The 14337-nt window shown below is 60.4% G+C and carries 14 protein-coding genes and 1 pseudogene; 4 read left to right on the top strand and 11 right to left on the bottom strand.

Annotated elements, in window-relative coordinates; translation table 11 throughout:
- Positions 1-50: 50 nt before the first annotated feature.
- From AB4Y97_RS04565 to AB4Y97_RS04535, 7 genes are all read right to left on the bottom strand, one after another.
- Complete coding sequence (locus AB4Y97_RS04565; RefSeq protein WP_441997831.1) at positions 51-1034, bottom strand: sigma-54 interaction domain-containing protein; 984 nt, start codon at positions 1032-1034, stop codon at positions 51-53.
- Between the two features lie 81 nt (positions 1035-1115).
- On the bottom strand, positions 1116-2189 hold the full coding sequence (locus AB4Y97_RS04560; protein WP_441997830.1) for a C45 family autoproteolytic acyltransferase/hydolase: 1074 nt from the start codon (positions 2187-2189) through the stop codon (positions 1116-1118).
- Positions 2186-3187, bottom strand: coding sequence for an ABC transporter ATP-binding protein (locus tag AB4Y97_RS04555; RefSeq protein WP_441997829.1), 1002 nt, complete (start codon positions 3185-3187; stop codon positions 2186-2188). The genes AB4Y97_RS04560 and AB4Y97_RS04555 overlap by 4 nt, the downstream gene beginning before the upstream one ends.
- Positions 3184-4173, bottom strand: coding sequence for an ABC transporter ATP-binding protein (locus AB4Y97_RS04550; RefSeq protein WP_441997828.1), 990 nt, complete (start codon positions 4171-4173; stop codon positions 3184-3186). The genes AB4Y97_RS04555 and AB4Y97_RS04550 overlap by 4 nt, the downstream gene beginning before the upstream one ends.
- 1 nt (position 4174) lies before the next feature.
- Positions 4175-5077, bottom strand: coding sequence for an ABC transporter permease (locus AB4Y97_RS04545; RefSeq protein ID WP_441997827.1), 903 nt, complete (start codon positions 5075-5077; stop codon positions 4175-4177).
- Positions 5074-6081 (bottom strand): ABC transporter permease, encoded by a 1008-nt coding sequence (locus AB4Y97_RS04540; protein WP_441997826.1) that lies wholly within the window; start codon positions 6079-6081, stop codon positions 5074-5076. The genes AB4Y97_RS04545 and AB4Y97_RS04540 overlap by 4 nt, the downstream gene beginning before the upstream one ends.
- Positions 6082-6119: 38 nt before the next feature.
- Complete coding sequence (locus tag AB4Y97_RS04535; RefSeq protein ID WP_441997825.1) at positions 6120-7649, bottom strand: ABC transporter substrate-binding protein; 1530 nt, start codon at positions 7647-7649, stop codon at positions 6120-6122.
- A gap of 539 nt (positions 7650-8188) precedes the next feature.
- On the opposite strand from AB4Y97_RS04535, the gene AB4Y97_RS04530 reads away from it, so the two are divergent.
- From AB4Y97_RS04530 to AB4Y97_RS04520, 3 genes and pseudogenes are all read left to right on the top strand, one after another.
- Complete coding sequence (locus AB4Y97_RS04530; RefSeq protein ID WP_441997824.1) at positions 8189-8467, top strand: HWE histidine kinase domain-containing protein; 279 nt, start codon at positions 8189-8191, stop codon at positions 8465-8467.
- An 869-nt stretch (positions 8468-9336) separates the two neighbouring features.
- Entirely contained in the window at positions 9337-10146 is an 810-nt protein-coding gene (locus tag AB4Y97_RS04525) for a DUF1194 domain-containing protein (RefSeq protein WP_441997823.1), read from the top strand.
- Positions 10147-10276: 130 nt separating this feature from the next.
- A pseudogene (locus AB4Y97_RS04520) lies at positions 10277-10495 on the top strand (homocysteine S-methyltransferase family protein); the annotation flags it as partial.
- 283 nt (positions 10496-10778) lie between these two features.
- Here the strand turns inward: AB4Y97_RS04520 and AB4Y97_RS04515 are convergent.
- Positions 10779-11018, bottom strand: a complete 240-nt coding sequence (locus tag AB4Y97_RS04515) for a hypothetical protein (protein ID WP_441997822.1) — start codon at positions 11016-11018, stop codon at positions 10779-10781.
- 636 nt (positions 11019-11654) lie between these two features.
- Between AB4Y97_RS04515 and AB4Y97_RS04510 the strand changes: the two genes are divergently transcribed.
- Positions 11655-12188: a pyridoxamine 5'-phosphate oxidase family protein gene (locus AB4Y97_RS04510; protein ID WP_441997821.1), complete on the top strand. Its 534-nt coding sequence runs from the start codon at positions 11655-11657 to the stop codon at positions 12186-12188.
- A gap of 90 nt (positions 12189-12278) precedes the next feature.
- On the opposite strand, the gene AB4Y97_RS04505 is transcribed toward AB4Y97_RS04510, so the two are convergent.
- The 3 genes from AB4Y97_RS04505 to AB4Y97_RS04495 are packed head-to-tail and all read right to left on the bottom strand — an operon-like array spanning position 12279 to position 14337.
- Positions 12279-12632 carry a RidA family protein gene (locus AB4Y97_RS04505; protein ID WP_441997820.1) on the bottom strand — a complete coding sequence of 118 codons (354 nt, stop codon included), beginning with the start codon at positions 12630-12632 and terminating at the stop codon, positions 12279-12281.
- Between the two features lie 54 nt (positions 12633-12686).
- Positions 12687-13646, bottom strand: coding sequence for a 1-aminocyclopropane-1-carboxylate deaminase/D-cysteine desulfhydrase (locus AB4Y97_RS04500; RefSeq protein ID WP_441997819.1), 960 nt, complete (start codon positions 13644-13646; stop codon positions 12687-12689).
- A 4-nt stretch (positions 13647-13650) separates the two neighbouring features.
- Positions 13651-14337 carry an amino acid ABC transporter permease gene (locus AB4Y97_RS04495; protein ID WP_441997818.1) on the bottom strand — a complete coding sequence of 229 codons (687 nt, stop codon included), beginning with the start codon at positions 14335-14337 and terminating at the stop codon, positions 13651-13653.

The following is a 14337-nucleotide window of genomic DNA, read 5'->3' as shown; positions in this document are numbered from 1 at the left end:
GCGTTCCGATGGATGCGACTTCCACGCATGGAAGCGCGGGATGCGCGCATTCAGGTCATATCGAGCTTCAGCATCTGATGGCGAAGGGCGTGGCGGGATAATCCCAGATACGCTGCTGCCTCCGTCAGACTGCCATTCGTGACCGCGAGGGCGTGGCGGATGAGCTTGATCTGAAACGATGCAGTCGTCTCGTAATAATCGAGGGGCCCCTTCTCGAACGCCTCTGCAATCTCGTTCGGTTGCGCGGCCTTCTCTGTCTCCTTCACATCCCGCAGGATACGGGCGGGCAGATGCTTGAGCATGATCGTATTCTCGTCCTCGAGAATGAAGATGCGCTCGAGCAGGTTCTCGAGTTCGCGCACATTGCCCGGCCAGCGGTAGCGCCGGAAGACGTCGACCACATCGGGTTGGAGTCCCACGATGACCCGGCCGTAGCGGCTGCTCAGGCGGCGGAGAAAATGGTCGGTGAGCACGAAAATATCGTCGCCCCGCTCCCGCAGGGGAGGGGCATTGATGGCGACGATCTGCAGGCGATAATAGAGATCCTCCCGAAACCGGCCCGCATTGACCTCCGACAGGAGAATGCGGTTCGTGGCGGCAATGAAACGCACGTCGACGGTCACCGGACTGACAGCTCCGACCCGGCGCAGGCGCTGCGTATCGAGCACGGTCAAAAGCTTCGCCTGCATGACCAGATTCATATCCCGGATTTCGTCGAGGAAGATCGAGCCCCCATGGGCCGTCTCGATCAGGCCCGGCTTGCGGGCAAGGGCCCCCGTGAAAGCGCCCTTCTCATGCCCGAACAACTCGGATTCGAGCAGTTGATCGGGAATGGCGGCGCAATTCACATCGATGAATTGCTGCGAGGCGCGGGCGGATTGCTGATGCACGAGGCGTGCGACCAAGCCTTTGCCCGTTCCGGTCTCGCCATAGATGAGCACGGCGCGGGCTGCACTTTTCGCAACACGTTCGATAAGTCGTCTTACCTCGACGATCGAGGCATGTTCACCGATGAGACCTGTTTCGTACGCCACACTTCCGAATCCCGGCTAGAGCATGTCCATAGCGAAGTGGATACCGGTTCGCCGGCGGGACATGCGGCTTTTCAAGGAACTCTAGAGCCGGCAGTCGAAGGAGTTCCACTTGCCGGCACAAGGTTCACGGGACGAAAAATAGAGGCGAAGCTCGGCAGGTGCAAATATGGAGCATGAGATCGTCCGCGCATCGCCATCCTCGCCATGGCGGCATAGGGCTTCCTGGCCGTCTTCTCCGTGCGCTCCCATGAGGGTGGCGACTTCGGAAAGGGGCGGACAATCGTCCTGAGCTGCGAGCCAGGACCGGAGCCGCGCATAACGTCCCTTGGTGCTTGTCGCCATGGGATCGCTCGCGACCGGGAACCAGGAGGGAGCACATTCCGGAGACAGGAAATGGTTTGTCCGCACCACGTAGGGAGTGCAGGTCTCCACCGCATGCGTCCTGTGACCCAGCTCCACGGCGGCACAGGCTCCCGACGCGTCGGTCATGACGATCGTGCCTCCTCCGGCATGCGGGACATCCGCTATGGTTCGCAAGGCCTCTTCCACGGAGCTGCAGTTCCACAGGAGACGGGTCATGAGGAAGTATCGTAGAAGACCTGGGCCATGATCCCTCGTCGAAACATGAGTATCGGCGAGGGCGAAGCCATGCGCATTCATTCCGCTGGAGAATGCGCCGGGGCTGCCGAGGCTGCCGACACAGAGGATCGCTTTGCCCTGTCTACTCGGATCGCGATGGAGAAAGACCCGCTGCAACAGGGCATGCTCGCCACGGTAATCGCGGTTCTTGACGAGGAGGGGACCGCCCGAGGCCGATGTACCCCAGCTCCAGGCTGAACAGCCATCCGTGGCCAGATCGGCGAGGATGCCCAAGTGCAGATAGGCGAGAACGGAATCGACGCTCCTCCCGAAGCCATCGGAGATGCCGTTGACTTCTGCTGCGGATTCAGGGTCGAGGATCTGGAGAAGCCGGGCCTGCTCGCCGAGAAAGGCGCAGACCGATGGTGTTTCCAGCAGGTTTCTGGCCTGTGCCAGACGCGTATCGATGGCGCTTTGCACCGCGGCGACCAGAGGTTCGCCGCAATGAGCCTGGGCCCGCCCGCGGGTATAGGCATCGCCAATGAGCAGAACGGGTGCAGCCGGCTCGCTCTTCATCGCGGCTCATCCACCAGATGGCAGGCCGCCATCCGGTCTCCTTCGAGATTGCGGAGGGCTGGCGTTTCATGGCGACAGCGTTCGATGGCAAAGGGGCAGCGGGTGTGAAACTTGCAGCCCGGCGGCGGCGACAGGGGCGAGGGCAGGTCGCCCGTGAGCTTTATCCTTTCGCGCTTAGGCCCGGCATCGATCTGGGGCACCGCCGAAAGCAAGGCCTTCGTGTAGGGGTGCTTCGGCGACCGCAGAAGCTCGCGGGTCGGCCCCATTTCCACGATATCGCCCAGATACATGACCGCGATGCGGTCGCTCACATGCCCGATCACGCCGATATCATGCGAGATGAACAGATAGGTCAGCCCAAGCTCGCGCTTGAGCGTTCCCAGAAGGGCGATGATCTGAGCTTGAATCGATACGTCGAGGGCAGAGACCGGCTCGTCGCAGACGACGAAGCTCGGGTTGAGGATCAGGGCTCTCGCAATTCCGATGCGCTGGCGCTGACCACCCGAGAATTGATGCGGAAACCGGCCGAGATGCGCGCTCTTCAGGCCGACGCTCTCCAACATCGCGACCACCCGGTCCCGAATTTCGCCACGCTGTGCGATGCCGTGGATCGACAGAGGCAGGCCGACGATTTCCTCGACCGACTTGCGCGGGTTGAGGGAGGCATATGGGTCCTGAAAGATGATCTGCATGCGACGCCGCAGGAGCGTCATCTCACGATGAGACAGTTTCGTGATGTCGGTGCCTTCGAAGGCGATGCTGCCGGCCGTGGGTTCGTGCAGGCGCAGCACCGTCCGGGCGAGCGTCGACTTGCCGCATCCGGATTCCCCGATGAGGCCGAGCGTTTCGCCGGATCTGACGGAAAAGCTGACCTTGCCGACCGCTCGAAGGTTCAACGGAGGCTGGCGGGCGATGCGCTGCAGGAAGCCGCTATTGAGATGATAGACTTTTTCAAGGTTCCTGACTTCGAGGAGGAGTCGGTGCTGAGGCGCGCTCATTGCAGGTTCTCCTCCGCGCGAATGCATCGTGCGTGATGGCCCGGCTCTACCGCTTCCATCGGAATATCGGTCCGGCATAGAGACGATCTGAATTCGCAGCGGTCATAGAAGCGGCAGATGCCTCCAAGGCCGATGAGTTCGGGTACCTGCCCATCGATCGGTCTGATCGGCGCATCCAGGTTCGAAAGGCGCGGGATCAAGCCGATGAGCCCGCGTGTGTAGGGGTGTCGCGGCCGATCGATGAGTTCCCGGGTTCTACCTGTCTCGACGACCTGACCGGCATACATCACCGCGACCCGATCCGTATGTTCGGCCACGACGCCGAGATCGTGTGTGATCAGCACCACACTCATGCCCAGTTCGCGCCTGAGGTCACCGATGAGATCGAGCACCTGAGCCTGGATGGTTACGTCGAGGGCCGTTGTCGGTTCGTCCGCGATCAGCAGCTTCGGGCGGCAGGACAGGGCGATGGCGATCATGATGCGCTGGCGCATTCCGCCTGAGAACTGATGCGGATAATCGTCGATCCGCTTGTCGGCTGCCGGGATGCCGACGAGCCGCAGCATCTCGATTGCCCGTGTTCTCGCGGCTTCCTGACGGCCTTTCCGGGGAAGATCCATCGCATGGGCGAGCAGAACCTCCTCGATCTGCTCCGCCACCCTGAGGGCCGGATTGAGCGCGGTGAGCGCATCCTGCATCGTCATGGCGATATCGCGCCCGCGCAACCCGCGCCGGCCGTCGGCGTTCAGGCTTCGAAGATCGATGCCGTCGAAACGGATCGCACCACCGGCCACATAACCTGGCGAGCGCACGAGGCCGATGACGCTGGCGAAGGTGACGCTCTTTCCTGATCCGCTTTCGCCGACGATTCCGAGGCATTCACCGGGATAGACATCGAGATCGACGCCATCGACCGCAGTCACCAGACCCGCACGGGTGGGGAAGCAGGTCTTGAGGTTGCGGATGGAGAGGAGAGGGGTGGCCATGTTAGTCGCTAAACTTCGGATCGAATGCATCGCGAAGGCCCTGGCTGGCGACATTGATCGAGAGGACAAGAGCGAGAATGGCGATGCCGGGAAAAGTGCTGACCCACCACGCATCGAGAATGAAGGCGCGGCCATCGGCCACCATCGAGCCCCAGGAGGCGGTGGGCGGTTGAACGCCGATGCCGAGGAACGACAGGCTCGCTTCCAGGATGATCACGTGGGCCATGCGGATGGTCGATACGACGATCACCGGCGACAGGATGTTCGGCAGGATCTCCCGGAACATGATATGAAGACGCGATGCACCGACGGCCCGTGCGGCTTCGACATATTCCATCTCGCGGGCGGCGAGCACTTCGCCGCGCACGACGCGCGCCGGCACGACCCATTCCTTGTAGACCAGCGCCAGAATGATGTTCTGCAGGCCCGGCCCCATCATGGCCATCAGGGCGATGGCGAAGATGAGGTAGGGGAAGCCAAGAAGAATATCCACGAGGCGCGAGATCCCGATATCGACCCAGCCGCGCATGTAACCGGCGGCGAGGCCGAGTACCGTTCCGATGGCGGTCGCGATCAGGACGACGGCCAATCCGATAGTGATCGAGACTCGCGAACCGTAGATAATCCGCGAGAGGATATCCCTGCCGAGTGCGTCGCAGCCCAGAAGATAGTCCCACTCGCCACCCTCCGTCCAGGCTGGAGACTGAAGCCGGCGCAGGAGATCGGTCTCATAGGGATCGTGAGGAGCAAGCCAGGGCGCCAGAACCGCCATCAGCACGAAGGCCAGGACGACGATGGCCGCAGCCATCGAGAACCGGTCTGCCGCAAACCTTTGCAGGCTTTGCCAGGTCGGCGTTTCGACCCGCTCGGCAGCCATTGCGGGCGCTTGCAAGGCGGCGCTCATAGACGGACCCTTGGGTTGAGCATCGTGTAGAGGACGTCGGCGAAGAAGTTCAGCAGCACGTAGGTCACGGCGTAGAACAGCACGGCGGCCTGCACGAGGGGATAGTTGCGGACGAAAATGCTCTCGACCACGAGGCGGCCGAGGCCGGGCCAGCCGAACACCGTTTCGACCACCATGTTGCCGCCGAGCAGGGAGCCCGTTTCGATGGCGGCGACGGTCACGGTGGGCACCAGGGCGTTCTTGAGGGCATGGCGCCAGAGCACCCGACGGCGTGAAAGGCCTTTGGCTTCGGCAAACACGATGTAGTCGGAGCGCAGCACCTCGATCATCGCGGCGCGCTGAACGCGGGTCAGTACGGCAGCCATGGGCAACGCCAGCGTGAGAGCAGGCAGGATGAGGTGAGACAGGGCGTCGGCAAAGCAATCGGGGCGTCCGCGCAGCAGGCTGTCGATGGTCATGAGCGAGGTGATGCGAGGCACCTCGCATGCGAAGTTCATGCGCCCCGAAACCGGCAGCAGCTTCATCTCGACCGAGAAGAGAATGATCAGGATGATGCCGAACCAGAAGCCGGGCAGGGAAATGCCGAACAGGGATCCCAAGGCTGCGAGCCTGTCGATGAGCCTGTTCTTCTTGACGGCCGCCACGACCCCGAGAGGGATCGAGATAGCAAGCGCCAGGAGCAGGGCCGCGAGAGTCAGTTCGACGGTCGCAGGGAGACGTTCTGCGATCACGTCGAAGACCGGGCGGCGATGGAAGAAGCTCAGGCCGAAATTGCCGGTCAGCGCGTTTCCGAGGAAGACGCCGAACCGCTCGATTGCAGGGCGGTCGAGCCCCATGTCGTGGCGCATCGCCTGCACTTGCTCAGGGGTCGCCTGCTGGTCGGCCAGCATGATCTCGACAGGATCTCCGGGCGTCAGGGCCATCATCACGAAGACGATGACGCTGACGCCGAGGAGGACCGGCACGAGCTGGGCGATGCGGCCCATGAGCGCCAATGGTTTCATCAAGCTCTCTCCACGGAGCGGCTAGGGCTGCGACGCTGTCACTTGACGCAGGCGTCGTGCAGGTTGATGCGGCTGTCGGCGCTCGGCTCCCATCCGCTGACGCGCTTGGACACACCATAGAGATCCTGCGGCAGCCACAGGAACATCCAGGGTGCATCCTTATTCACGATCGCCTGAGCCTTCTTATAGAGTTCGGCACGCTTGGTCTGGTCCAGTTCGACATTGGCAGCATCGAGCAGGGCATCGACCTCCTTGTTGGAGTAAAAGGCGCTGTTGCCCCGGTCTCCGGTCCGGAGGGTCGGGACGAAGATGTCCGACGGATCGAGAGAGCCGTTGCCCCAGGACGTGAAGTACATGTCGCCAGCCTTCTCGCCCGTCGGCGACCATTTCGCCCGCAGCGTCGAGCCTTCGCCCACATTCACCTTGGCCCTGATACCGGCCTTGGTCAGCATTGCGGCCACGGCTTCCGTCATCTCCTTGAAGGCGCCTTCGGTATCGAGGGTCACGTCGACGCCGTTCGGGTACCCGGCTTCGGCGAGAAGCTTCTTGGCTCCGTCCGGATCGAAGGGATAGGCTGGGAGGTCAGGATTGTAGCCGAAGGCATCCGGGCTCATGACGCCGTTGAGGGACACGGCGGTTCCAAGCAGGACCTTGTCGATGATGAGAGCCTTGTTGACCGCCATGTTGGCGGCACGACGGACGCGTGGGTCGTCAAAAGGCTTCTTCGCGTTGTTGAGGGCAACGAAGAAAGTGCGGGTGCCGTTGACCTTCATCACCTTCGTGCTGGCATTGGCCTCCACCTTCTTCATGTCGAAGGGCGGGAGCTCGTTGATGATGTCGACCTCTCCGGCGAGAAGGGCGGCGACACGCGATGCATTTTCCGGGATGACCCGGAAGATGACCCGCTCAACGCAGGCCTTGCCGACGGGAGAAATATCGGTCGAGCCGCCATAATATCCGTCATAGCGCTGGAGGATGATGGAATCGCCCTTCCGCCATTCCACCAGCTTGAAGGGGCCCGTGCCGTTGGTCTGCGTCGCCAGACCCTGCGAACCGACCTTTTCAGTGAAGGCCTTGCTCACGACCTCCTGGACGGGAAGCATGGCGGGCAGGATGGGCCATGGCTCGCTCAAGGTGAAACGCACGGTGCGGTCGTCCACCTTCGCGATCGTCTTGACCGGACCGACGAGATCCTTGCGCGGACTGGTCTGCCCTCCCATCGCTCCGTCCTTGGTCAGGCGTTCGAACGTGAAGACGATGTCATCGGCGGTCATCGGCGAACCGTCGTGAAAAGTGACGCCCTGCCTGATCTTGAAGTCGTAGGTCAGGGGATCCACCTGCGTCCAGGATGCGGCCAATTCCGGAACGACTTTCATTCGGGCATCACGGGTCAATAGGCCGTCATAGATGTTCCGGATGATGGTTTCCGTTTCGCGCTTGCGGTGGTTGGCCGGATCCAACGTTAGTGCGTCGAGCGTAAAGCCAACCCGAAGCTCACTTGCCGTCGCATATGCGGGCATCGCTGCAGTGATTGCGAGAGCCGTGATAGTGAGAGCCTTGCGAAACATTCTTCCTCTCCATTCCGCGACCAGTGTTCCCTGAGATATTATGTGCGGACAGGGTCAACGAAGCAAAAATCGTGCCAGACAATGGTCGAAGCAGATTTGTGCATCAAATCAGCTATCTCCTACGCTGTCACTGGAACTGAAGGCCAACCCTCGGCGTGAAAATCCCGCGTCATGCGCAGATTACGCACGCAGGCGGCAGAGAGGTGTACGCGGTCAAACAACGCAGGTGCCACAAGCCACTGCCCGGCTCCGAATTTTGGAAGGTTGCGCGTTCGAGCACGTCCTGCAGCTGGGGAGAAAACGTCGCGTGAGCAGGCTGCCGAAACTTGAGGTGGGACAGCGATAGGGTCTAATCGGCAGCCACGGATTTGCAGGCTCGTTGTGTTGTCAAGGAAGGTTGTCTCTCCGGGCAATCAGGTATTTCACATAGGCTGACCTTCGGACAAGACAATCGACAGCGAACTCTACAACGCTCATCGTGCCGCGATGCAGGATCGTCGCCCCGTCAGGGTAGAGACGATCTCACCGGTCTTGGGTCGTTGGGTCGATATCAGCATCTACCGGCGGAAGGCGGGCTCTCGGTCTATTTCCGCGATATCACTGAGCGCAGACAGGCCGACGAGCATCGGGAGTTGCTCATTCATGAGCTGAATCACAGGGCCAAGAACACGCTTGCTACCCTTCAATCCATTGCGGCTCAGGCCATGCGCAAGTCGGATGTCATGGGAGAGATGCGGGCCGATTTCGAGTCGCGTCTGTTTGCCTTGTCGCGAGCCCATGATGTCTTGACGCGCGAGAATTGGAAGAGGCGGCTCTAAAGGTAATCGTTGCCCAGGCCAGGGAACCCTATCGCAACGTGGGAGAGGAGCGTCTGCGCCGCGTCGGGTCCGATATTCGCCTTTCTCCTCGCGCGGCGCTCGCTATCGCCATGGCGCTGCAGAAACTTGCAACGAGCGCGGTGAAGCATGGGGCGCTCTCGAGCGAAACCGGGGGATCGACATCCGCTGGCCGCTTGACGAGACGCGCGATCCGCCCCGTCTGCATCTGCGCTGGGAGGAGAGGGCGGGGCCGCCGGTCAGCCCCCGCAGCGGCGGGGATTTGGAACGCGGCTGATCGAGCGGAGTTTGGCTCAGGATCTCCAGGGACAGGTCAAGGTCGAATTCGTTCCCACAGAGGTTGTCTGCACGGTGGATGCGCCCCTGGTACCGCTTTTGGTCGAAACGCCCCCAGCCCGGCGAGGCCATTAAGATTGCCGCTTCTAAGAACGTGAAGTTCGAGCAGGCCAAGGCACTGAAGGAACTCATCAACACGAAGCGCCGCTCGCGGAAATCCTGGCGTTTTGTGTATCCTAGAATAAAACTGGGCGTCTTATGCGCCCAGTTCACATATTGCGTGGAAACCCGTTCCATATTCCAAGATGGCCGAAGAGCCTTCCTCGGATTGGCAAATGCCGTGGCTCTATAAACCTTTGCCGTGAACCCCGACGGTCTCCTTTCCGGCACCATTTATTTTGAAGTCTTGTTTTCAGGTTCAGCCTGAGCTTTCCGAGAGGCCTGAAGAGACTCTGCGCTATCCATATGCTTCGTTGGCTTTCATCGCGACTTGACGCAACTCAAAGCGCCGCTCCAGGCAAAAGATAATATGCCTCGATAGCCCGGGCTGAGGCCTATCCTGAACGGAGGCGACAATGCTCAGTTTGCGCCGGAGCGTATTTCTGTGGCTCTTCCTGCCTGTTCTTTGTCTTTCGAGTGCGGCAGAGGCCGAACCCAAGCTTGATCTGGCGCTCGTTATTGCGGTGGATGTGTCGTCATCGATGGATCCGGCCGAGCAGAAGCTTCAGCGCGAGGGGTTTGTCGAGGCTTTTCGGTCCCCGCTGGTGCACAAGGCCATTCAGAAGGGGATTCTGGGCCGCATAGCCGTGACCTACGTCGAGTGGTCCGCAGCGGATGATCAAACCGTCGTTGTCCCATGGACAATCATCGATGGAGCGGATTCGGCAACCACCTTCGCCCAGAAACTCGCTTATCAGCCTGCCCGCCGAGGCACGACGACGTCGATTTCCGCCGCAATCGACTTCAGTGCCAAGCTTCTGGAAGAAATCGATGGCGAGCCTGTCCGCCGTGTGATCGACGTTTCTGGCGATGGTCCCAACAATGACGGCCGCCAGATTACGGAGGCGAGGGATCAGGCCGTGGCGGACGGGGTCGTCATCAACGGTCTGCCTATCATGATCAAGGATCCGGAACCGGCTTGGGACATGGAAGATCTGGATCTCTATTACCGAGACTGCGTCATCGGCGGAATGGGCGCCTTCATGCAACCGATCCATGATGTCGAGCAATTCTCGACCCTGACTGAGATCAAGATCCTTCGGGAGGTTTCCGGATTAGGCGGGAAAACGTTTTTGACGATGCCTGCTCGTGTCGCCATCGATTGTCGGACAGGAGAGAAAAAGCGGCAAGAGAATGGGCCATCCGGAGGCGATGACGAGCCCTAATCCCAAATGGGGATCTGACAACGGAATCGTTTCGATCGTGCGGATCTTAATCCTGTCACGTGACGGTGTCTGGGAGCATTCGAAGCGCAATGTGTTAGACGGGAGCATGCGATGATGAGGAGCGGTTCGTGGCGGCTTGCGAGCCAATGCCTCGACCAAGAGCCATGCCGAACGCGACGAGTCCATTGAACTCGATTCCGGCGATCCCATCGATCTCGGCCAGCGGTATCGCACCTTGCGTGACCGCCTCAAACAACTTTCGGTGCTGGAAGGATGTTGCGGTACGGATCACCGCCACATCGTCGCGATCTGCGATGCTTGCCTGCCGGCTTCAGTTCGATCGGGTTAGGTCGCGTCGCCAGAGTTTTTTCGAAGGGAGAAGCTCAGCCGCTCGTTCGCAGAGGCAATCGATCAGATTGGTCTGGCTGGCGCAGATCGTTTGACCTGCCATGCGCTTTCATCAGGCGCAGATAGCAGAGAATTTGCCACGCGCCTGTAGCTCGTGCCTTTCCGGAGACCTGACCCCTCGCGCTGTTGCACGCAGATTGTCCGGCAACTGGTTGAGAGGTCGCAAATTCCTGCTCCTGTTTCGTCCTCATTGGGGAGGCGCCTCGTCGAGCCGCAAGTGGCCGTTAGTTCATTGCGTTGGTCGGCGCATCGCCCATTAGCGCCGCCTCGGCCGCCATCAAAAGGGCCTGGCCGAGTTCTCGGGCGCGGCTTGGCGTCATCGCGACGGGCATTTGATGCCGGATGCCACGGGCGAGGTCATCGGGAGTCGCGGCGATTTCGATCACCATCATTGCATCCCGTCCATCCAGCGTGCCGACCGAAAAGCTCGTCAGGGCGCCGATCATGTCAAAATCTTGGGTCATCTCGATCTCCATAAACAACAGTGTAAGATTTCTCTCTCGCATTACGCAGATAATGTCTGCTCTCCGAGCGGAGGGTGGATTTTGTTACGTATTAAAGTTTTGTTGTTTCCCAAGCTTTTCATTCTCTAAAATTCTTGAGCTTCTTATTTTTGGTGTCTCTGCCGATCGCATAATGAAACTAAGTTTCATTGATTTGGATGCAAGAACGGAACATTCCGAAAGCCTTTGGAAATTGGCTGAACGGTATGAAGGCGACAGGTAGCTTCAGGCTTAGAGCGTGGGTAACCCTGTAAAGCCGTGGGCAAATCTGTTCTCGTCAAGATGAAAGCGGCCATCGAATCTTTGCTCTCGGCGGCTACAAGATCGAAGTGCTGCAACGCCATGGACGCTACCAATAACGCTTGAACCGTCGATCCGCCGGCCTTCCTGCACGCCGGACATCCTATTCAGACAGTCGTCTGGGGTTAATCGAAATTGTTTTGGATCGACTTTGCTGAACGTCGTCTGGAAAAAATCCTGTCATATGACTGAAAGCGTATCTGGCGCGGCTCATCGACGTCACTGCGCAGGAGCCTTCCGGGCGTTATTGTGCTAGACTGGCCGTTGCTTCGGAGGTGCGTCGTCATGGATGCAATCTTGAAACGTGAGATCATCGCAATCCTCAATGGTGGGCAGGACATGACTCTCGCGACCATCCGCGAGGATGGTTATCCGCAAGCAACCACCGTCTGTTATGTCAGCAACGGACTGACGGTTTATTTCGGTTGCGCAGCCGAGTCCCAGAAGGCTTCGAACATCGCCCATAACGACAAGATCTCGCTGGCGATCAATCTGCCCTATTCGAGTTGGGAAGAGATCCGGGGGCTGTCGCTCGCGGGGAGGGTGGAGCGGGTATCCAATCCCACCACCATGCAGCAGGTCGGGCGAATGATGCTCATGAAGTTCCCTCAGCTTGCCCAATATGCGTCGGAGGGGCTGGAGGGGGTGGCGCTGTACCGGATCACGCCGGAAATCTTCTCCGTTCTCGATTATCGTAAGGGCTTCGGCCACACCGAAGTGGCGAAAGCGTCTGCCGATGGCGGCGAGGGCCTCGATGTCGTCGAAGAAGCTGATATCGAGTCATTTCCTGCCAGCGACGCACCGGCTTGGACGAAGACGACCGTGCGCTGATCGAGCCCATCTTCGCTCGATCCCGTTCAGGCCGTCGCGCTCGGCATCGCCGTGCCATTTACTGAACCTTGGCCCCGGGTCGATCGTGCTTCAGAGCGCGGCCGTAACCTGAATTTCGAGCGCATAGCCGGGATCGGCAAGCTTGGCTTCGACGCAGGCGCGCGTCGGAGCGTGGCCGGAAACGACCCAGGCGTCCCAGACGGCGTTCATCTCATCGAAAGATGCGATATCGGCAAGCCAGATCGTGGCGTGGAGCAGCTTGGTCTTGTCGCTGCCGATCTCGGCCAGGGACTGCGCGATCTGCTCCAGGATATCCCTGGTCTGATCCGTGACAGAGCCTCCAACCGTCGTCTCCGGGACGTAGCCGGAGAAGTAAGCCGTATCGCCGAGAATGGCGAGGTCGCTGTAACGGGCGGCGACTCCCACACGTGAAATCGAGGTCACGAGAAAACTCCGGTTCCTGACATTCAGGTTTCAAGAGCAGGCTATTAGCACCATTCAGCCGAAAGCTGCAGGTGTGCCGCCCGTGTGCAGGATGCAGGCAGGTTCATCGGGAGGAATGTCCCGGCGCGCAATGGCGCCGAGCAGCCCTGCAAAGGTTTTTGCCACATAGGTCTGCTCGAGCACGAGCGCTTCGAACTTTCCGAAAAGGCGGGCAGCTTGCAGAGAGGCTTCTGTCGGAACGCCATAACCGTCTCCAAGCTGGTCCATGCGGATCCGGACATGGCCGAGCATATCGCCCTCTGGTGCTAGAGCCGTGAGGCTGCACAGGCCGCCCAGAACGGCTGCGACCCGCGCCTTGAGTTCCGAAGCCTGATATTCCACGCTGACGAGGTGGAATACCCAGGGGAGTTCCAGCAGGGCGGCGCCGAAGATCATTCCCGCTTCGGTCACGCCCATGGATCCGGGCAGGACGATATGCCGGAGGGCCAGGCCCCTTTGCACCGTCTGCTCGTGTAGTTCCTGGGCAGCGCGAGCATAACCGAGGGCTCCGATCACCGGATCGCCGATCAGGTAGGGACGACGTCCTGCCGCAGTGAGTTCTTCCACCGCGAGCCTTGCACGTCTGCCGCGTTCCTCTTCGTCGACTGGGCCGAGAAAGCGGGTCTGTGCGCCCATCAGTTCCGTGAGGCGGAAATTGGGATGAACGTTGTCAGGCTTGTTGCCTGCGTAAAGAACCAGACAGTCGATACCGAGCTTCGCCGCCGCCGCCGCGGTCAGGCGGCATTGGTTCGATGCGGGCGCCCCTGCAACGACCAGCATATCGCAACCCTGGCGCTGCGCTTCCCCGATCCAGAACTCCAGGCTGCGCACCTTGTTGCCGCCAAGCGCCAGGGGCATGCAATCGTCCCGCTTCACCCAGAGATTGGGATGGTCCGCATGGGCGCCGATACGTGGCATATGCTCCAGCGGTGTCGGTGCATCGAAAAGGGGTGTGTGCGGAAAGGCGTTCAGCATTCTGTCAATCCAGATCGACCGTCCGCGCTGCGCCGACGCGATGCTCGGCCCAGCGCGCGAAGCGCAGGACTGGGTAGCAATAGAGGAAGTAAATGAAAGCGATCAGGCCGTAGATGAACAGGATGTCGCGCGGGAAGCGCAGGATCGACACCTCACCCTGGCGGGTCAGCTCCGAGATGCCGACGACCGATAGGATGGCGGTGCTCTTGATGATCATCACATAGACGCTGCTCATGGGCGGCACTGTCAGCTTCAGTGCCTGCGGCAGAACCACGTACCAGAGCCGCTGGACGCGGTTCATGCCGAGCGCCGTGGCGGCTTCCGACTGTCCGCGCGGTACGGCCTCCACCGCCGCCTTCACGATCTCGGCGACATAGCTCGACGTATAGACCGAAAGCGCCACGAAGGCCGCGGTGCGGGAATCCCAGCTCAGCCAGGATATGCCGGTATTCGGCAGCACGAAGTAGAATACATAGAGCTGCACCAGGAATGGCGTGCCGCGCAGAACGTGAATGTAGAGACCGAACAGGCCGGTGAGAAGCGGCACGCGCTGGCTGCGGACGAGGCCGATCAGGAAGCCGACCAGCGAGCCGACGACGATGGCGACGAGAGACACATAGAGCGTCTCGAGAAATCCCTTCCAGAGGAAGGGGAGGAGAGATGTCGTGATGGTCCAATAACGTTCAAGCAT

This window comes from Microvirga sp. 2TAF3 (genome assembly GCF_052114965.1).
GTDB lineage: Bacteria > Pseudomonadota > Alphaproteobacteria > Rhizobiales > Beijerinckiaceae > Microvirga.
The sequence above is the reverse complement of the archived record's forward strand: the minus strand, read 5'-3'. Positions and strand labels throughout refer to the sequence as shown.